Below are 20,787 nucleotides of genomic sequence, written 5' to 3' on the forward strand. Positions count from 1 at the left end.
GTCACAGTTCGCATTTTGCACAGTTTTGCATTTTGCGAGGCCTGTCTCGGCCATTTCGCTTAATAAAATTGCACAATGCGAAATGACACTGTTTTTAAGTCATTCAGAGATGATTAGAGCAAGGAGCGTGCCTACACTGGCCTGGTGCAGGCAAACAGATGTATGAGCGTTGTTAATCCTTGCCGCGATTAAGCCAGCGCTCCGTCAGCCAGCCCGGTTTTTGGCCCCTGTTCAGCGCGGCCAGAACCGTAATGGCGCGTTCCGGTGTGATCCGCTGTGTGGCAATATCCTGATAAACCTGTTGTGCGGTTTTCTTTCTTTTTACCGCAGCACCGGCGTCGAGAAACGACTCAACCACTTGCAGTACAAAGCGTGTAACACCAGAGAGGCTTTCCGGCCCCACAGCTTGTTCGTCGCTGGCGCTTTGTTGAGTGAGCCGCTCGGCCAGGTGGCTGAGTTCGGCCTGAGCGAATTCGCTTTGTGCCTGAGGGAGCTTGCTGAGGGTTTGCAGCATGTGTGAAAAGTAATCGCGCTCTATACGATTGACCTTATCAAGTTGTGTCAGCTTATTGAGGTCGCGACGAAACTGAGCATGACTGATCTGTGGCTCCAATAGCCGTTCGCAGCTGGCGTGCAAAGTATGCCAGTGCTGCCAGGCATAAACATAGTTTAGTCCCGGCCCCTTGATGTTTTGCATACCGACAATTAATTGATGTTGTCCGGCCAGCCCCAGGCGGGCGATACGATTGGTGAGCTCATCGGCGGTGATATGCGGGTTGTCTAACAAGTGCAATTTACTGTGCATTATACTGCTCAGAACCTGAGTCAGTTGTTTTCGGTTTGCACTCAGATCGTCTAATGATCTGAGGGAATGTGCCAGTTGCCAGTTCTGAACCCGCAACCTGACAATACCTTGCTGAACTTTACCGTCAATATGCTCAGTCAGTGTTGTCGCCAAAAGGCTGTCATCAAACAAATGCGCGGTGTCCAGCAGGGGAGTCTCAAACAGACTGTTTAACTGCTGAATAAAGTGCTCCGGGCTTTCCCCGCATTTCCATTGCGTCAGCAGGCGTATCAGATCTTGCTTGTCATTATTATCAATTAGTCGGTTAACCCGAGTATCCAGTGCCTGATCCAGATAAGCCTCGAAGCCGTCGACGTTACTCCCGATCACCACTATATGATCGAAACTGAGGTCTTCCACCAGGATCTGTGCAAATACTTTTGACCGTGCAACCCGGTCATTACGGTTGTTCAGCAGAGCGATGGTTTGTGTCTCTGGTTTGTCGTTCAGGTCGAATAAGCCAAGACGGCGCCAGTTCTCCAGAGTCGCCAGGCGCTCATTGGCTGACATACTATTGACGAAAGACTGAGTCAGATGATCAACCGGCGCCGCTGTAAAATGTTGTAATACGCCAACATCCGGCACAATACGCTCGGCGGTTTCTTTATACACATAATCTTTATCAATACCGATGTACTGGGCCATTTTACATACCAGGGCAATGTTGTCCGGGTGTTCTTCATACGGGTATAAGGCGCGGATATCCGGCGTGATTTGAAAACCATCACCCCAGTGCAATTGGATCAGGGTTGATTGCTTGTGGTCCGCAGCGCGATTCAGAATTGGGGCCATGGTTTGTTCAGCGGTAAAGATCTGGGTGTGGCTGCCAATAAAGGCGGCCATTTCCCGCGCAACATCCACACCGCTTGGGCCAAGGATATCTTCATGGTCCGGATAGGTGTTGGTGATAGTGGTGAAGTTATCACGCATCCAGCGACGCAGGATCCGCACATATCTGGGGGTCAGGCCCATACACTCCCATAAAAAGACATCCGCGCGCACCGAGCGGGCAAAATCCAGCACGTCGCTTTGTTCCCAGATACTGGCTTTGTCGAAGGGTCTGAACAGGGGTAATTCATATTGCTCCCCTGAGCTGCGGGCAAAGATCATCATGGCCTCACACCCGGTTGTTTTAGTAACCACGCGCAGTGCCAGGCTACTGAACAATGCTGCTTTGAGCCGCTCGGTCCCCGACTTTCCCCGGGTGCCCCAGCCCCCAATGGTAACGGGGATTTTCGCACGGTTGCTGCGGATTTTGCGATTTAGCCGGATATGACGCAACCAGAAATAAGCAATAAAGGTCGACACAAAAAACACCAGCTGACCTATGCTGTTTTGATAAATAGAGTAAAGGTATTCTTTAAAACTGTAGCCCAGATTAACCAATACCCCAGGCACGCCTGCCCGGGAAAACAATTTTGCGATACCCGGCTCAACCGGGAAGGTGCAGCCAAGTTCGCTGCCATAAGGTTTAAACTCCAGATCAAAGCCAAGTTTGCGCAGTTGTGCAATATAATTTTGTTGCTCCAGCGCATTGCCCTTGCGCAGGCCGTCGATTTCAGCGTAGTTGACTGACAAGTGCCAATAGGCGCGGACCCGTTGCCACAGACGCTGTGGCGGTGTCACCACTAAAATGCCATCGGGGGTGTAATTCTTACTACTGGTCTTGAGTTGATCCTGGCTGAGCACCGACAACAAATAGTCGGGCAGGGGCAAATGTGGCCGTGCGCTGGCTTCTTTAAGGTGGTAAAGCGCCTCGCCCGGGACATTTGTGGCACTGATCTCAGCCGTGGTACAACTGGGCACATGGAGTTGTGCAGAGGGAATTTTGGCTCTGGTATGACTAAAACTCTGACGTTTATCTGTACTGGGTGTGAAAAACTCATGCCAGATCCGCCAGAAGCGTCGGCGGCGTTTGTAGTCTATCTGGATCCGCCAGCCTTGCTTTTCACGGTAGGCGTTAAAGCTCTGTTCATGCTGAGCCAGCATGCTGAGTGCTCGGCCCAGTGTATCCTGGTCGATATCGCCGGGTAAGTATACTGCCTCTTGCTCAGCCAGTACCTGGGCAAGTTGTGCATGCAGACTTTGTTGTGTGAAGCTAAATAACTGCTCGCGGGTTCGGGCAATGTAGCGCCGTACGGCTTGGTCAGGTTCACTCTCCAGAGCCTGATTTAATACGTCCAGATAACGTTGCATTAAAACTGTGTCTTGATTGTCAGAGGTATCGTCCAGTGTTGCTTCAACGGCCTCATTTAGCATGAGTCTGGGGCTTTGCTCCAACAACATACGCTTGACTTCCAGACACTCTTTGCCAAAGAGATGGGAGCGCCATAACTCAAATGCATACCCGTCAGCAGAAAAACGAGCCGCGGTAAGCTGCTTAACCAGGGTGAAACGTACTGAGTCGACTACTTCATTTTTGAAGCGTTGTTCCAGTAGTTCTCTGGCCAACTTATCAGGCAGGTTACGCAATTGCTCAATACACACTTGCCGTACTCGGGCAAACGGGTGCTGTGTTAACTCCCGCAACAGCGGAATATCCCGTTCAGCCAGTGGGTATTTATTGGCCAGAATTCGAGGCATTGCAGCCACAATGAACAGCTGATCATTGTGCTTATGTGCTGAGGTATTATCGTCAAGCGTTGTTTCTACATAGGCCCACATATAGCTGCGAACAAAGGTCGGGCGCTGGTGGATAAGAATCTCAAGAATATCGACGATGGCCTGGTAAGGGGTATTTTCTGCATCCAGTAGTTCTATAAGTTCGGCAACCAGTTCGCTGTCCAAGTCCGGATCGACTTTAAATTCATTGATCACGGAAACCTGATTGACGAGCGCGCGGATCATGCCATGACGGACGTGGGCATTGTTACTGGTGGCCATTAAACGCAAGAAAAAGGGTTGCAGATCCAGCTTTTTCCAGGCTTGTTCCAACTGATTGCCTGACAGACGCAGATAACGGTTGGTCAGGGCACCGAGTTTGGCAATAAAGAAGCGTAGATCTTGTTCCAGATCGGCAACCAGAGTTTGATAGCGGCCAATGACCGCACCTTCATCAAACCAGCGAGTAAACGCTTGTTTGTCCTGTTGCAGCTGGGTGCTAGACGCTCCCAAAGTTTCTGCATACTTGAGGATATGTAGCTGTTTCTCGGTAGCCAGCTCTGCTTTGCTGAGCCGTTCTACAAACGACTGATAGTCTGCATCATGCCCTTCCAGTTGTTCGTGAAGCCGCTCAATTTTATGGCGCAAAAACGCAATGGTCTGCAGCAGCTGCCAATAGTCTAGCTGCTCGTCTTTTGGCTGATTTTGTAATAGCTCCCATCCGGCCAGCTCCTCAATCAGCTGCTGGTATTTGTGACGGTGCAGATTCAACCAGAACTGTTCTGTATCGGCAAATAGAATTGCCTGAAGCTGGGTTTTTAATTGGTTATCTGCCATACAGATCCTGCTCTAAAAAATGCGTCAATTGCAGCGACTCAAAGATAATCTCGTCATGTGCAAACGGGTCAAAGCCACTGCGCTGCAAATTGCCCAGTGTGACCTCAAAACGAATGCTGTGGTTATTTCGGAACCAATCCTGTGTCCAGTTCAGACTGATCCAGCCGCCAGTGTGTTCGCTAAAGTCGAACAGCGTTTGCCAGCCCAACGTAGTCAGGTACTGCCAGGTCGCATTAGGCCGGTGATCATCGGCAAACACATAGCCACTGCTCAGGCCGACAGAAAAAATATGGCCCTGATAATATTGCTGCCACACACCACTTAATGAAGCAACATCAAGTGAGGTCCAGTCATCATTAGAGGTTGTCGTAAGTTGTGCACTAAGCTGACTGTCTACTCGGCTTTGATGACGGAGACGGTAACCGCCACGCCAGCCATGGCTATGGTTATGGCGGTAAAAGTTGAACATGGCATTACTGATGGTCTCATCCGCCAGATACTCGTCTTTTTCAATACTGGTGTAGTAATAAAATGGCTGCCACCACCATTGATGGCGCCAGTGTTGATCCTCACGCCAAATCTCTCCAATGGTTACGGCCCACTGGCTGGTCAGGTGTGTTTCCCGGCTCTGTGGCGACTCCTGCCAGCGGTTGTTCCACAACGCTTTGGCAAACCAGTCGTCTTCATCATCAAGCCAGTCATACTGGCCATTGATACTGAATGACGGTTCACTGGTGTTATTCAGGCGAAAGAAACTTTCCAGCCGATACCAGTGTTGCTGATGTCGGTTACGCAATCGTATGCCCAGGTCCAGCGTGTGTTCAGAGCCCAGTGGCTCACTACTTTGATAGATACCATCCCGATTGTATTGCATGACGCCTTCAACATGGGTGAGGTTGCCATCAGTCTGCATAATGGGTTCACGGTAGTGCGTTTTTGTTGGCGTATATACCAGTGTGGGCTGAGGCACTCTGTGTGGCTGCAAAGCAGGTGCCACGGCCAGTTTATGGCGATTGGGGTTAAGTTGCCAGCGATAGAGTCTGGCCAGGCTCGACGTTTGCGGTGCCAGAGTCAGCAGTCCGGCCGGATAAAAGCCTGACTGCTCCCGGCGGGTTTTCTGTTCGACGTATTCCAGCTTAAGGATGGCGTCTTTACTTAGTTTAGCAGTGATCGGGTTGCTGTCATTACCATAGTAGAAGAGTTGCTCAGCACCCAAATCGATCGTTTGCCAGGCGCCTTGTTGGTATGCCTCGACCTCGACACTGAGCAGCTGTGCGGCAAACGGGTTGAGCCAACGCAACACCAGTCCCCCGCTGGCCAGGTCTGCACGCGTTAACCCGAGCTCACTTCGGTTGCTGTCAAGGCGCCAGTGCACGTTGCCATCGGCGCGCTCAACACTGAGTTGCGGTCGTTGATGTTGTTGTAATAACTCCGCATTGGCGAAGTGTAAGACCAGCCTGACCTGCAATGACTGTAACTCCCTCAGATCCAATGCCAGGCTATGGTTAGGGCGTAAGATCAGCCCTGGTAAATCGTCATCGCGACTGGTGTGGCGGCTAAACTGCTCAGCGGCACTGCGTGTAGACAGCGCAGATAAATCGACCAACTGGGTACCTGCATAATTTTGATAAGCTCCGAACGCTTGCCAGTGCCCAAAGCTCTGGATGCGGTTATACAGCATGTCCAGTGCCGGGTTTGGCGAGGATTGCATCAGCCTTGCTGACAGGGCGGTATATTCATGTTCACTGAGTGTCTGGCGCTCAAGACGATAAAGCGCATTGAGTAGCAGAGTGCGTTGCAAAGCATCAGACTGTGCACCGCTGAGCGGTGTTTGATAGAGCAAAGACATAAAGTCGTCATGCCACAAAGTCCCCTTCATATCCTGACCTGAAGTGAGAGCATGCTCAGGTGGTAAAGCATCAAACTGGAGCAGCAACAGTTGGTCGCTACTGAAGGTCAATTGCTCTCCGGGTTGAAGCGAAAAATAACCGGTACTGGCTATGGACAAGCGTGGCTGATCGTGCTCGTCTATACGCAGCGTGGTGGTCGAAGGCACGTCGTTAAATATTGGCATTATATCACTGTGTGCTGAGCGATGTGCTCGCAGCCAGACTATTTCGCCTTGTTGTGTCTCTGCCGCCTGGGCTCTGGCGCTGACTTTGAGCAGCATAGGACGATGAGCGGTGAGAGAGAGGCTTTGATTAACTATCGGGTACGCCGAGGTGTTGCTTGTTTCGCTGAGCAGTGTACTGACACCGTGGTGATGTAGAGAATAATCAACAACTGGTGGATGGCTGGCCGGCACAGTATAGCCAAGTTGCTGACGGACTGGGTGCAAGTCGTCATCGTCTTTATGTGTATCATGCCCTAACCACAGAGCATAAAGGTTTTGTTGTAATTCGACAAAACTGCTGCGCAGTGCTGCCTCGCAGGCTGGCAGTGTTTTGTGCCACATACTGCACAACCCCTGAATGCTGTGAATCGAACGAGTGCTCTGGTAGTGCTTCAATAGTTGCTGAGCGGCATAATGTTGTAACTGAGGGTAAGGGTGGCTCAACAGAGCGCCCAAATAGCGCTCAGCAGTATTGTGTTCTCCCAGCTCAGAAAAAGCGGCCAGACGTAGCTGCCAGGCTCTGATCACGACTTCCTGATGGGGGCTGTCTATCAGTGACTTCAACAAAGGTAACGCCTGCTGTGGGTCTTGCTTTAGCATCATTTCAGCTTCGCCGAGACGATAGTGCCAGTGGCTGGCGCTGAGACTGCTTTTGGTCGTTGAGTGCTGCGAATGAGTCAGCACAAACCGAGACAAACCTTGCTGGTAGGAATGGGCAAGCCTTTGCAATTGTTGCTCCAGGCGATAGGCAATAGCCGGGCTTTTGTCGCTGAGCAAGCCCGGGCGCTGATACAAAACGGCATTGTTTGGCAAAGACTGTAACTCTCTGACACGTAAAGCCAGATCCACCTCAATGGGATCGCTGACAGTGACACTGAGTTGCTGCGCGTCCAGTGGCAGAGGCAGCTCCAGCATTGCAAAATGTCCGGATGGCAAGAGATCTATGGTGTGCCGATAACTGTCTATTTCCACTATCAGCTGGGTAGCTGTGGTTGTGCGTGCATACAGCCTGAGTGTCGGGGACAGGCGTTGTTGATCAATCAGCTCAAACTGAACAGGGCCAGAGAGGGTATGATAGTGCAGTAACTGGCGCTGTTGGGTTGCATACAGGCGGTCGGTTGCAAAACGATAAGCCTGAGTTACGGTTTGCTCACTGACATGAGTGGTAAATGGGTGTTCAGCGCGTTTGGGCTGTAAAAAACGCACTGTGCCTAACGTATCTTGCAACTCTGACAGTCGCTGACGTCCCAGTGCACTAGTTTTCGCCAGATCCGCCGAATGCAAAGCCGAGATAGTGTGATGCTGATAGACCTGCTCCAGCTGCCACTGCAAGTTATCTGTCCAGTATGGGTTAAACAGGGATTCCGGCCAGGTTTGTGCTGCGTCGGTATCAAACAAGCCACGCTCCATGCGCACCAGGTTTAGCAAGGTATCGCCCTGGGCTTCAAGGCGCAAATAGCCTCCGGCTGGCACGGCAATATAGTCGCTGCTAACCAGGCCAATAACCTGATCGTTATTGAGCTTTACGTCATGGCCAAATCGGTGTTTACGCAACTGCGGGGCAAATTCCTCGGCGGGAGAATCGCTTAGAGAGATCTGACTAATCACGGCGTCATTGAGTCGAACCGAGACTATGCCGGGCTGTGCCGGGTCGGGCAGAATGCGCCGGGCGTTTAATTTGAGCTTAGTTGCCTCGGCAAAAAACAGCTGAATACTCTGCCTGTTGTTTAAGCGATAATGTGTGGTGTGGGTCTGCGCTTCATAAAGTTGCATTGCCGGAAGTGCAAGCTTGACCGGAATACGAAACGGATCCCGGTGTCGATGAAACAACCCTTGCCAGGCTGAGAATTGCTGGATCTCTTCACTTGGATTGTAAAAGCGGATCAGGCGCGTAGTGCCAGCAGCAGGCAGCTGACACCGGTTTTGTTCACAGTGAAGTTCAGCCCGGGTAATACGCTGCATGGCGTGAGGAGACTGTCCCTGCCACATTTGAATGACCTGTGCTTCGCTCTGCAGACTGAGCCAGCGGCCAGCCGGAAGCAGGATGAAACGGGAATGTTCTGCATCCAGATTGATGTCTGCGGCATTACGGTGCAGCTGCAATGTACCGGGCTCGAACCAGTCCGGAGCACTGTGCAGTGCCGCGGGCTGTGCCTGCGCAGGCAACCAAGTGCTTGTCAGGAGCAGGAGCAAAACAATCAAATAAGGCATAGGGCAAACTGTTCCAGAGTTTGAGGATTTGATACCAGTCGCTCTCGCATTGGGCGACTTATCTCAATATGAATAAAAAAGCCCGCGGGCAAGCCGAGGCGATGCATAATGTTGCGTGTACCACCCAGCTCAGATACCTGATGCGGGTATTGATAGGTATGCTCGCTGACCTTTGACAGACACTGGGCTAATTGTGTCAAAGCCGGGGTGTATTGTCTGCCCTGACTGATAATGAAATCTGCGAGACGGCCATGTGGTGTACGACGCTTATTCTGATTAAAGCCATGTATTTGGTACAAATGACTGGCTGGATAGCGCCGTGCGAAAGCTTGTGCCGCGGCGGCATGCAAGCCACTGGGACGGTGTGAATAGTCCATACTGTACAGATCTGGGCTTGGTTCATTTCGGTGCTCAGTGTTGATAACCATGACCTGACAGCGGGTATTGAACACGGCTTTGCCAATGCTGCCTGTCAGTTGATCATGAAACTGATGAGGTACGGAGAGCATACAGGCGCTTCCCTGAGGGCGGAAATACAGGTCGCCACCGCCAAACTGAGCTGAGCTGGCACGCAAAGTGACCAACCCTGGTTGGCTTCGCAGTTGCCAGGGCGGCAAGGCAATCGGCTGTGCGAACCAATTGTACAGTACTTGCCAGCTGGGGCTTAGCTGCTCAGGCGTCTCATTGGTGTACCCCTTGCTTGCTAGCAGGAGCGATGACAGAAAAAGAAGTGCTTTAATATTCATGTTGCCACCATTGCGGTTGAGGAGGAGGCGTTGCATATTCTTCCAGCAAGGCAAACCACAGCGGTTGCTCTGCCGACAGGCTTAGCTGATGTAACTGTTCAATATCCGAGCCCACTGTCAGCGTAACGGAAGGGTAAGCTGTCAGTGCCGGGTTTTTCGGGTGCAGTAAGAAAGCGGGTAACTCTTGCTCAGGTGCCAAAGCATATCGCTTGCGCGAAATACTATATTCATTGGTAAAAGCACGACTAAAACGTCCATCCAGCTGGGTATTCATAATGAGTGGGTGTTCAGGGCGATTACCTCTGACAAAGGGTTTGATGACAATCGCCATCGGCTTATCTTTGGCGCGATAATCCTGTATCAGAGTTTGTCCGGGTTGCAACTGGAACAGACGTACTTTCCAGTAATCACGGGGCGTTCCCAGGTTGATAAAATGCTGTGAAGACGCATTTGATAAATCAGGTAAGCTATCCAGCTGCGTGATATCCTGTTCGGTGTAACGGATCCCCTTGTCACTGAGAGTAATTAACCTGGGAACAGGCGCCAGGGCCGGATCACTTTGTTGCAAGCTGAGCTGAGCTTGTTGCAGCTGCGCCAGATTTTCTAACGGCGCATACTGAAACGGGGCCGCCGGCTGCGGTGGTGCAAAGTACTTGGGCGGACTGTAGACAAGTGCAGTATTCGATACCGGTAAACGCACAAACAGGGCTTGTGACAGGTAACCCGTTTGTTTTTCCTCTAAAGGAGGAGGGGCGCTGAATAGCCGTACCTTGAGGATCTTCTGCTGCTCAATAAAATAGAATTCATTATCGGCACTTTGGCTAAACCAGGCACCGACCTCAGTGAAGCCGGTTTGTGGTGCGTCACAGAGCGTGGCACACACATAGTTCTGATGATGCATGGCGCCATGACGACTCTGCATTTTTACGGCTACTTGTTCGGTACTGCTGAGCGTGATCCTATATGCTTCACGGCTCAGGCGCAGAAATCTTTTTTCGCTGTCGGAAATGGCTTCTCGTCGGGTTTCCGGGGTGATTAAACGGTCAAAGCCACTATTCAAACCCGTCAGAACGAGCTCCTCAGAGCGCAATAGCTGCTGCCGGGCATCATAGACCTTTGCCTGTACTGTGCTACCCACTGGACCACGCATATCGAGCTGGATATCGCTTCCACCCTGGACGGTGAACTCGGCCTGGCTGGCCTCATCCAGCTGATAGTAATAGCTGTGCAAGGGGGGAACGATTTGGTCCAACTCGTCCCGCCAGGTAGTGATCATCTCAGAACGAGAGCGGATCACCAGTAATCCGGGTTGCAGATCCGGTAACAGGAACCGCGTCGGGTCATCTGTCTCTATCAGGCTCAATGTCACTGGGGCTTGATGCTGTGTGAGGTCGTGCCAGAACAGTTGCAGATCTTTGCTGTTTCCTTGTGTTTGTACGCTCAGGTCCCCGGTGTTGGTTAGGCGTATCGAAGCGGCAAGCCCAGGTCGGGTATAGTATCCATCCAAGTCAAATTGCTCGGCAGAAAAGTCATAGGTGATCACATTATAGGGTAGGGACTCATAGAGAATATCGGCGTCAAAGTCGATACCTGGGATCCCTTGCGGTGCCAGTTTTCGCCAATCGTAAGAGACTGCATTGGTAATTTGCAGCGGCTGCAAACCACTGTTTCCCAATGTATGGTAACTGGTCATTCGCTCTCGCCATTGCTGAGGCAGCTTCAGCCAGGTACGGGTTACATCATCCGCGTTGGTTGGGGTCTTACCATGGATACGCACGACAACGCCTCGCAGGCTGGGCTCTTCCGGAATTAACCGTAAGGAAATTTTACTGGCACGTGTCAGCTGCTGCCAGTCAACATAAAATGACTGACCAGATGTCACAGCCAGCGCCTGCCGGTCCTCAATCAATTGTTTTACCTGCTGCTGGCCTTCCTCCAGTGCAAGCTTAGACGCATGATGATAAACATGTTTTTCCAGTTCATTGTCCTGACTATCCAGCAGCCGGTATTCAATCGCATAATTGATTGGTTTATCGAAAACGGTTTGACTGGCAAATATGGCGTTCGACAGCACACGAATTGCAACTGTCCGTGATGTAGGAAAAGTATAAATGAGCGGACGATCCGGACTCAGCCAGTGTACCACTGAGCGCGTTTCTTCTTCACTGCGCGCTGCAATACGCTCAGCCGAATTTAGCCAGACGTAAAAATGCAGTGCAACACGGTACCCCGCGAGTAACAGGAGGATTACTAGCAGCGCCTGCAGTACTCGTTTAATCCAGTACATTTGGCCCTCCTTGCATCATTTTTTCAAGTGCTTCTAGGGTAATGAGCCGGTTGCGCTGAGCAAGGTAAACCGCCGCTGTTTTGCCAGCCAACTGCATTTGCAGCCCGAGTAATCCATTGTCGGAAAGTCGGATTGCTTGCAGGGTGCAGTGTGGTTTACCGTCGCACAAGGCACTTAACCAGGGGAGATGCTGGGTTTGGGCATAGCGGCCGATTATCATGTCAAGTCTTTGTCTTTGCTCTTGCGATAACCTGGCCCAGTCATCTGGCCCTGTTGCCGCAAGGCGCACCTGCATAAAGCTGGGGTGAGCGGATACCGCAAGCAGCCGCTCCTGAAGCGCTTGCTCAGAGACGGCGTAGTGCTGCTTAAAATCGGAGGCCAGCCACAAGGTTGCCAGTTCACTGTCTGGGCTGAACAGACGGTAGCCTGATTGCGGAGACGAGCCAATTTCCAGCCCCCGGGTAGCAATCTGACCAGAGACTTTCTCTACTGTTATCCCCAATCGTGTCATGGCCTTATGCAGTGCATTAATGGTAGACGTATGTCGGAAATCAGGTTGAGTAAACTGATACGCAATGGCGCTGGGGCGGATCTGTGAGGGCGCGCTGTGGCTACGTACCTGCAAGCTTAACACAGGCATCCCCGGGTTGTGCCGTACTGCACTTTGGTGTACCACGTTATAAAGTGTTCGTGTGTTGGTCGGTGCCATGACGTTTGCCTCTTCACTGGCATAAGGGTGGGCACCGGCAATGAGCAGTGCCCGGGCACCGCTGGTCTGGAACAGATCCGTTGCAAACTGTAGCGTATTGCTTTCGAACAGTGGCCGTGGCACCTGAATTGTTAGCGGCGCAGTGGCGTTGAGGTTAATGACATAAAACCCCTGCCCTTGCTGGTAATAGCTGACTTCTGGCAAAGGACTGATGATCACCAGACGTTGGGCATCATTCATGATCAGCTGCAAGCGATAGCCTACCATGTTGGCGAGCCGGTTAAGCTGTTGCAGGCGATTGAGATCATCGTCGCCCAGTGAACGTGAACGCAGCTCGTAGGAAAGTTTGAATAAAGGCTCGAGGACCTCGTATTCCCACAATGCAGCTTCGTTTTCTGCAAGCATCCGAAAATGACCGCTGCCCTTGGCACTAATATGTTGAGAAAACTGAGTAACCAACTCTTCAAGTGGCAGACTAATCCGTTCGACAGGGTACTGAGGTGCATTCACGTTACTTCTTGCTGTATGTGACAAGAGGGTGGCGTAACTCAAGTTGTCGAAGAAGGTTTCCAGCATAGCGCCCTGATAGCCAGGGTAGGGCAGGTTGTCCTCACTGAGCAGACCAAACTGGCTACGCTCAAACCCTAACAGGCGGGTTAACTGGCGCTGTGACAGCGAGTCGGGTAGCTGATTGTAAATCCAGAACTGACTGTTGTCGTCAAAGCGCGTTTGCCTCAACTGAGGCCGTGTATATTGGTTAATGGCCCTGAGTTGCAACACCTGATTGGTGTTTAGTGCGCTAATAAAGGCCTGATAATAGGCGCTTTGTGGCCGGGTTTGTTGACTGGCTGCCGATGGTGTCACCCGAGTGCCCAGTGCCAGTGCACTGCTCCCTAAAATGGCGAACAGTTGCCCGGCGGCATCACCTGCCAGACGTTCACTGGTCGGGTAGGGGACGGTCACTATATGTTCACGAACCGGAGATTTAGCCAACGCAAATAAACCTCTGGGGTGTGTTGTCTGAGTATCTTTGATCACCAAAATGGCAGGATTATCAATGAGCACAAAGCCGAGCTCTGCCAGTACCTGAGCAGCGCGGTATTGGGTGTCGGGATCCTGAGGGTTCTCATTCAGCAATCGAATGGCCCCTCTAAAACGTTGCAATTGCTGGGCTTGCTGATAATGGCTGAGGTTCAGCAAGTCGTACCGTGCGGTATACAGATAGCTTTTGTATTCACTGACATGATGACTCAGCGGGGCACTTTGGGCTTCATCAACTGCAGCGGGTTGTGTTGGGCTGTGGATCAGAGATGGCACAAACATGATGGCGAAGCCGATACCAAATGCCAGCAGGCCTCCGATCATTGAAGTCTGAAAAGTGGCCCGCAGTACCAGACCCAGAGCGTTCTTCTGATAGATTTTGAGTGCCAGCAAGGTGGATAGCATATAGCCGAACGCAAATGTGTCCGTGGCTTTGAGTGTCGGGAAGTAATCGACCACAAAGTAATTCAGCAGCAGCTTGTAGATAAAGCCAATGTTGAAAAACAACAATAACAGCCGCGCACCCTCAAAATTTGCATGTTTGAGGCGGGTAAAGTTAAGCAAGATGGCGCCCAGTGATAAGATCACTGTCGTTTCGATAAAGGTCGTGAGTAGCTTACTGGGCTGCATGAGCTGCAGTGCCAGCAGTGCCGGTAACATAATGCCATTGAATTCCCAGCCGTAACGAATATTGGCCCGAGAGGCCAAAAAGGCTGTGATAACCAGGATGATGTACGCTTTAGGCGCAGCCAAAATAGAAGCGGCAACCGCTTCATACATGATGGCGAGGTTTGCAATGCTGAAATTGGTAAACGGCATCAGGACAAATCGCACCAATATAAAGGTGATGGCCAGCTGGACTAATGTCACTCGCATACCATAGCGGAAACCACCATTCCACATCACGTTGGCGGTCAGTGCAATGATCACCAGCCCCAGGCTGTAGAGCTGTCCGGCATAATCGAAGGTAATATCCCACAGCGCCAGCACCTGACCTATCTGAGGCCAGAACAAGGTGTCCATAAACACCCGGACCAGAATACTGATCAGAATAATGGCAAAGAAGCGATCCCGGCCAAACATTTCTGCATATCCCAGCCGCTCCATCACCACCTTGGCACTAAATCGCATCAAGACATAGACAACGATGGCTTCAATCACAATAACGACGGCAGACACGGGGCTGACAATCAGCAAGGGCACCAGATATCCGGGTACCACCAAACCTGTGAGTGGAAAGCCAAAACGCAAGTTCAGCATGCAAACAACCGCAATGCCTACCCAAACGGTGGTGATAACAGACTGGCCCAGCCCGCTTCCATCTGGAAAAAGTGGTAACACCCAATCCATTACAGCGTGCGCTCCTTATTGATGTCGCCGTCGCTACTGGGCGTCACAGACGTAAGCTTGCTCAATAGCGCATGGGGATCTTCGAGTTGCTGTAACAGGGTTGTGATGTCGATAAATTCAAACAAAATACCAGCTACCGAGAAAGGCTCACCTATGGTACTGCTGACCTGGCTTGCGGAGAGTGAGCGAATATTAAGGATATAGGTGTCTGTACCGAGGGTTGCCGGCAGAAATAGCTCGCCCTGTTGCAGGGTCAGGTAGCGCAGTTTGCCTTTGAGTGTCTCTTTTGGCATCGAAGTGATCTTGTCCAGCAGATCCAGTGCGGTCATTTCGAATAGTGCAAGGTGATGCTTTTTAGCCAGTTGTTCCAACGGTTGATTGGTCTGTACTACCTGGCCAAACAAGTTAAATAACACCGCAGCCGTACGGATCTGATTGAAAACTTGCTCCAGCGTCGAGAGCTTTTGTTCCATTTCCCCAATGGCAGATTTTACTTTCTGGCTCAAAGGCTTTTCAAGTGTCAGAGTCAGTGCGCGGGTCAGGGGGCTTAAGGAGGCACGTTGCTGGTTTTGCAGCATTCTGTAGTGGAACAGCAGCTCACCTATCTGACTTGCAAAGCGATTAACATTCTTGATAAACGCTTTTTCATCAAATTGTTCGTTCGGGATCACCGTCATTGCCCAAAACCCCCGAATGTCGCCGGCATACATTAAAGGCACAACAAACTGACGCTCAAGCTCCTGAAGACCACTGAAAAACGGACGTGAGGTTTGTACGGCACCGAAGGCTTTGATGGCGTCGGAATAAGGCGGACGCTGATAATCACGACGCTGCTCCACGATGTCTTCAATATTGCAGTTGATGGCACGGATCTCTTCGAGCCTGTGGTCACCCTCAAGACGGGCAAGAAAAATGGAACGATTGAGTGCCAATTGCTGATTCACCAGGGTAATAATGGCATCCCAGGGCGTGCTCTCGGTGCTGATAGAACGCGGTAAATAGCGGCCCATCATACGTTGATGGACATTGGCAATCAGCTCCAGCAGCTCGTTTTCTTCGAGCCATTTACGGGAGAAAAATACCCATAACATAGTCACTAAGTTAATCACCAAAAGCTGCCCTATGGGCAATAAGTACTGGAGCGTGACCATCACCAGATAACTGGCCAGCAGGCTTGCAAGAGATAAACTGGCTGCGATAATGATGCTCAGTGTGAGCGTATTTTTCTGATATACAATGAGTAATAGTGCCAGCAACCCCAGTTGTAACGCCACAGACTGCCATTGTGCCAGGCGAGTAATTAACTGGTCTTTTTGCAGACTGTCTGCAACATAAGCATGCAAATAGACCGGATTGTTTGCACCGTGCAGCTTGGGTGCCCGCAGTGGTACGCTAAAACCGAGTTGTTGCTGAGCAATTAACACCACCTTGTCTTCGAGCTGGCTGAGTAACACATCTTCTTTGAGCAATCGGGTGCTTGAAAATTTAGGCAGCGCGCTGGGTGATAGCGCAAAGTTGATCAGTTTACCGGTGTTGAGGTGTTGCGGTCCATAAATGCTTTGCCAGACATTTTGACATTTATCCCGAGGCTCACCGAGCACCATGTTATAACCTAACCAGGGTTGTACCTCTGGCAGGCAATAGCGTGGGTCAGCGAAGGGAAAGTACACATTGGCAAACGACATGCTTTGTTTCGAGACAACATCGGAAAGCACAATAATGGCATTCACTTTATGGTTAAGCAGTTGGGTGATGAGCTCAGATTGCTGGCGTTGTAAATTTGGCGACTCAATCACCACAATATCACTGCTCTGCTGCTCAAACAATTGATTAAACTGGCTGTAGACATAGGCATTCAGGCGTGCAAATGAGCCATGTACGGCAAACACCAGAACAACTAAAAATAGCAGTAAAATTGACCAAAACGGCTTTTGTCGCTTGATCATAAAGACTTGTTGTTTGAGCGACACACGCCCCCCGAAATACCTGGTTATGTTAATCGTAAGCAGAAAAGTGCAGTGTCAACGTGACGGGGTCGTCGGTTTCCAGTGCCATAAAATCCAAGCCATGCATGCGTTCTGCTTGCCATAACCTATTGTTGAGACTAAAAGATTTTTGCCATGAGATCAATGCAAGCTGATCTAGCATGATGGTCGCTTCGCCTTGCTCTGGCGGTGCCTGCTTGATTGCCAGTTTGACTGCGCGTGCAGGCAATTGCTCAGGCCCCAGGGTCTGGCTGTCATCCGGCAGGGTAATGTCATGACGAAATGTCTGCCAATCGTAGCTACCTGATTCAATCAGACCGACTTCCTCACTGGAAAATTCCAGGTTGTCTTCCGCGGTGACTATGCTCAGCTCAGCACCCAAAGCGCCAGCATTGTCACCTTTTGCATAGCCAAACAGAGTTAATTCAGAATAGGCTTCTAGTGTCGACTCTGCTGGGGTGATTGGCATGGTACGTAATGTTTGTTTAAACGGCATACGGATAGGCCGATTATTAAACTGTGTTCGGGATAAGCACATGCCTTGCGTGCCACGCATTGCGCCGGTCAGACAGGGTGTAATGTCATCACTTTCATGTTCCCAGCGGGTGACTTCATTCACTTCATCGTCATTGTCCCAGTCTTCAAAATCGCCAAACCACATCAGATCTCGGCCAAGTGTTACGTCTGCGGTGCCTGTGCTGGTAATTTTACTCAAAAACGCGTTGCTGGGTGCATACTCACGAAAATCAACAAGGTGTTCTCCTGCTGCCAAGTTCAATGTGACAGTTTTTACCTCTTGTACACCAGGCGGTGTTTGGAAATAGACATCTCCATAACCTGGTCCGGGCACAATGGCAATCTCAGGGCTCGAAAACTCAGCCAGTCGGCGGATGAGATAGTCACTCAAAAAACCACTCACCAGCTTGGGCTGATAATCCTCCAGGTAAATAGGGTAGGCTCTGGCGGATTGTGTTTTGGGTGATAGGGTTGGGTCGACCCGTACAGAGACGGCAACGCCCAGTAAGGTCTCATGTCGGTTTTGTTCAAATACAAAGTTGCCCAGGCCCAGTAAGGCAGGTACACCGTTATAGAGACCAAAACCCTGAGCCACATGAGGGTGGTGGGCTATCATCAGATCGGGTGCGCGACGACTGACGAATTCAAACCGGTTGTTGATATAACGGGTTGGTGCATAAGAGTACTCATCTCCCCCATGTAGCTGGACAATAGCGTAATCACTGTTGTTACTGGCTTGCTCAACGGCGGCGCTGAGAGCCGTGCTGTCGGTCAGGTCGGCAGCGCCTCCTTTGTCAGCGGTGGCGATATAAGTGACCTGATGGTCTTCACCGGTAATAGAAGTGGCCGACACCAGCCCAAGCGTTGTGTTACCCACCTTAACAAGGCGGGGAGCATAGGCTTCAGTGGTGTTGTTACCGGCGCCACTGTGGCTAAAGCCTGCCTGCTCAACAAATTTGATGGTGTCCTCTAACCCCTTTTGCTGATAGTCAAACACGTGATTGTTACCCAAAGCGACATAATCGATGCCGATTGCGGTTAAGCCCTGCAGGGTATCCGGTAACGAAAAAAAGGCGAACTCTTTGCTTGGGTGAACCGTTGTGGGTGTTGCAAGCACTGGTGATTCGAGATTAACGGAAGCAAAATCGGCGCTAGCCATGATAGGTTTGACAAACTGTGTCAGGGCAATGGCACTGCTTGCGGCATTACCTGGCCGGATCATGGCTTCTTCAACATCGGGTAACAGATTTCCCATAGTGGTCAAAGAAGGGTCCATATAGCGACGGCCAAACATGGTATCTCCACCAAACATCAGCTCGCTGCTGGTGGCACTTACCTCTTTTAACACAACAGGCAAAGGTTGGTCCTGGTATGCTTTGCTGTTGACGACCATCACAATACGTTCATACCCGGGCACTGAGATAGCCAACGTCACGTTGTCGCTACTCAGGTCTGTCAGTGTTAACTGCCCTTGTGCATCGGTACGATACTGGTTATCGAAAAGCTGTACACTCGCATCAGTTAAGGCTGCGTCATTAGAACCCAGCAGCTGCAACGTTAAACCACGCGTTTGATTTTGCTGCTCTTGTTGCTGCTTTTGCTCTTCCTGCTGTGCTTGTGTCGGGCCAGTCTCGTAAGGGTCCTCTACAGAGCAGGCGCTGAGAAAACACATTACGGGAACAAATGGAATTAATTTGTAAATATTCAAGGCTGCCCCTTAACCTGTACGGCTTAATATCTAGGTCTTTTGTATTATAAATTCATTGTTCACCAAACTGCAATCGTTAAGTATTAATAATGCGTACATTGATGACTGAGTTATTGTACGCATTAATACGTATTTTTTTCACAGGGAGAATCTCTCTTTTTCATTATAGTTGCTATGGCTAAAATCTCTGTCCAAATATGTTTACGTTTTGCTAGTCTGGGGTCTATTCTTAGAGTATGATCCCGCAAAAGGTAGAAAACCGTTTTGAGGAACAAATGCGTTTAGAAATTCACTGTGCCGATCGGATCGGTATTGCGCAGGAAATTTTGAATATCCTGGTTAAGTACCGGGTTGATCTAAAAGGAATAGAAGTTGATTCCGTCAATTGCAGAATGTATGTGAGTTTCCCCCCTATTGAGTTTGAACAGTTTCAGAAAATTATGCCTGAAATCAGACTGATCGATGGGGTGGAGGATGTCAGAACAACGGCTTTTCTGCCTTCTGAACGTGAACACAACGAGCTCAACACCTTACTCAGTGCACTTCCCGATGGGGTTATTTCCATTGATGCGAAGGGTTGGGTGCGTCATTGTAACGATGCCGCATGTCGCGACCTGAACCAACCTGAAGCGGAGATCATGGGTGCCAATATTAATAACCTGCTGAAAGGGTTTAATTTTACCCGCTGGCTGGAAGGAAAAGATGTATTGGGCCAAACTACGCGGGTTGAAGTAGGCGGCGAAGACTTTATTGCTGATATTTTACCCATCTCTGTCCCACAAGGTCCTGAAGGAGATGTGCTGGCAGGGGCGGTGATCAATATTAAATCACAAAGTCGACTGGGTCAGCAGGTTAGCGCGTTTCGTCGCTACGGGCAGGAGAGTTTTGCTGCCATCCATAGCCAGAGTACGGCGATGCGACGAGTTGTCCGCGAAGCGCGAAAAATGGCACAGCTTGAAGCCCCAATTTTAATCACTGGTGAAACGGGGACAGGTAAAGAGCTACTTGCACGAGCCTGCCATTACGCGTCTAACCGCTCATTAAAGCCTTTTATTGCACTGTCATGTGCCTCTTTACCTGATGATGTCGCCGAGTCAGAGTTATTTGGCTATGCCGGTTACGAAGAAAACAGTGCGCCGAAACGAGGCGTGCTGGAGCAGGCTGATGGAGGCACCGTATTCCTTGATGAAGTTGGTGAAATGTCAACTCAGCTACAAACCAAATTGCTGCGCTTTTTGCAAGATGGCACGTTCCGAAAAGTGGGTGATGAGAATGAAGTAAAGGTCAATGTGCGCATCATCGCCGCGACGCAAAAAGATCTTCCTGCAATGGTGCAAGAAGGTAGTTTTCGTGAAGATCTCTACTATCGTATCAATGTCTTAACGCTGGAAATTGCCCCTTTGCGTGATCGCAAAGCTGACATTAAGTCACTTGCAGAGCACTTTATTCAAAAGTATGCACAGCAAAGTGGCCATGCAACACCGGCGCTGGATGAGGAGTGCCTGCAGTTCCTGGAGCAATATCCATGGCCGGGTAATGTCAGACAACTGGAAAATGCCATTTATCGTGCTGTGTCTATGCTGGACGACAATGAGCTGCGCATTGAACACCTTCAATTACCAACCTTTACCCATGATCTGGGTTATTTGGAATCGGACTTCGAAGGCACATTGGAGCAGGCGGTTAAGCGTTTTGAAGCAACATTGTTGCGTAAACTCTACCCTGCTTATCCCAGCTCACGTCAGCTGGCTAAACGCTTGGGATTAAGTCATACCGCGGTTGCAAATAAGCTCAGAGAGTACGGTATTAATCGAAAAACAGTGAAAGTATAAGGTAAGG

8 protein-coding genes are annotated in these 20,787 nt (G+C 50.5%); 1 reads left to right on the forward strand and 7 read right to left on the reverse strand.

Features of this window, described 5'->3' with window-relative positions:
* Positions 1 to 172: 172 nt before the first annotated feature.
* From ACXAH1_RS20185 to ACXAH1_RS20215, 7 genes are read right to left on the reverse strand one after another with little or no spacing between them, the layout of a single operon-like run.
* Positions 173 to 4,282 (reverse strand): poly-gamma-glutamate synthase PgsB, encoded by a 4,110-nt coding sequence (locus ACXAH1_RS20185; RefSeq protein WP_475199108.1) that lies wholly within the window; start codon positions 4,280 to 4,282, stop codon positions 173 to 175.
* On the reverse strand, positions 4,272 to 8,606 hold the full coding sequence (locus ACXAH1_RS20190) for a hypothetical protein (RefSeq protein ID WP_475199109.1): 4,335 nt from the start codon (positions 8,604 to 8,606) through the stop codon (positions 4,272 to 4,274). The genes ACXAH1_RS20185 and ACXAH1_RS20190 overlap by 11 nt, the downstream gene beginning before the upstream one ends.
* Positions 8,594 to 9,352 (reverse strand): hypothetical protein, encoded by a 759-nt coding sequence (locus ACXAH1_RS20195; protein WP_475199111.1) that lies wholly within the window; start codon positions 9,350 to 9,352, stop codon positions 8,594 to 8,596. Before ACXAH1_RS20195 ends, ACXAH1_RS20190 begins: the two co-directional genes overlap by 13 nt.
* Complete coding sequence (locus ACXAH1_RS20200) at positions 9,342 to 11,639, reverse strand: hypothetical protein (RefSeq protein ID WP_475199112.1); 2,298 nt, start codon at positions 11,637 to 11,639, stop codon at positions 9,342 to 9,344. Before ACXAH1_RS20200 ends, ACXAH1_RS20195 begins: the two co-directional genes overlap by 11 nt.
* On the reverse strand, positions 11,626 to 14,739 hold the full coding sequence (locus ACXAH1_RS20205) for a poly-gamma-glutamate biosynthesis protein PgsC/CapC (protein WP_475199113.1): 3,114 nt from the start codon (positions 14,737 to 14,739) through the stop codon (positions 11,626 to 11,628). The genes ACXAH1_RS20200 and ACXAH1_RS20205 overlap by 14 nt, the downstream gene beginning before the upstream one ends.
* A complete protein-coding gene (locus ACXAH1_RS20210) occupies positions 14,739 to 16,709 on the reverse strand; it encodes a hypothetical protein (RefSeq protein ID WP_475199115.1) in 1,971 nt (656 codons plus the stop codon). Before ACXAH1_RS20210 ends, ACXAH1_RS20205 begins: the two co-directional genes overlap by 1 nt.
* Positions 16,710 to 16,734: 25 nt before the next feature.
* The gene (locus ACXAH1_RS20215; RefSeq protein WP_475199116.1) at positions 16,735 to 18,948 is read right to left on the reverse strand and encodes a CapA family protein; all 2,214 of its coding nucleotides are present in this window, start codon (positions 18,946 to 18,948) and stop codon (positions 16,735 to 16,737) included.
* A 275-nt stretch (positions 18,949 to 19,223) separates the two neighbouring features.
* Here ACXAH1_RS20215 and tyrR point away from each other — a divergent pair, with 275 nt between their 5' ends.
* Positions 19,224 to 20,780: a transcriptional regulator TyrR gene (gene tyrR, locus ACXAH1_RS20220; RefSeq protein ID WP_253049568.1), complete on the forward strand. Its 1,557-nt coding sequence runs from the start codon at positions 19,224 to 19,226 to the stop codon at positions 20,778 to 20,780.
* Positions 20,781 to 20,787 lie beyond the last annotated feature (7 nt).

It is taken from the genome of Pseudoalteromonas sp. AWH4_217 (assembly GCF_056161105.1).

What these genes read in the sequence shown, in the direction of transcription:
- ACXAH1_RS20185 (WP_475199108.1), bottom strand. Translation starts at nt 4,282, where the DNA reads ATGGCAGATAACCAATTAAAAACCCAGCTTCAGGCAATTCTATTTGCC.
- ACXAH1_RS20190 (WP_475199109.1), bottom strand. Translation starts at nt 8,606, where the DNA reads ATGCCTTATTTGATTGTTTTGCTCCTGCTCCTGACAAGCACTTGGTTG.
- ACXAH1_RS20195 (WP_475199111.1), bottom strand. Translation starts at nt 9,352, where the DNA reads ATGAATATTAAAGCACTTCTTTTTCTGTCATCGCTCCTGCTAGCAAGC.
- ACXAH1_RS20200 (WP_475199112.1), bottom strand. Translation starts at nt 11,639, where the DNA reads ATGTACTGGATTAAACGAGTACTGCAGGCGCTGCTAGTAATCCTCCTG.
- ACXAH1_RS20205 (WP_475199113.1), bottom strand. Translation starts at nt 14,739, where the DNA reads ATGGATTGGGTGTTACCACTTTTTCCAGATGGAAGCGGGCTGGGCCAG.
- tyrR (WP_253049568.1), top strand. Translation starts at nt 19,224, where the DNA reads ATGCGTTTAGAAATTCACTGTGCCGATCGGATCGGTATTGCGCAGGAA.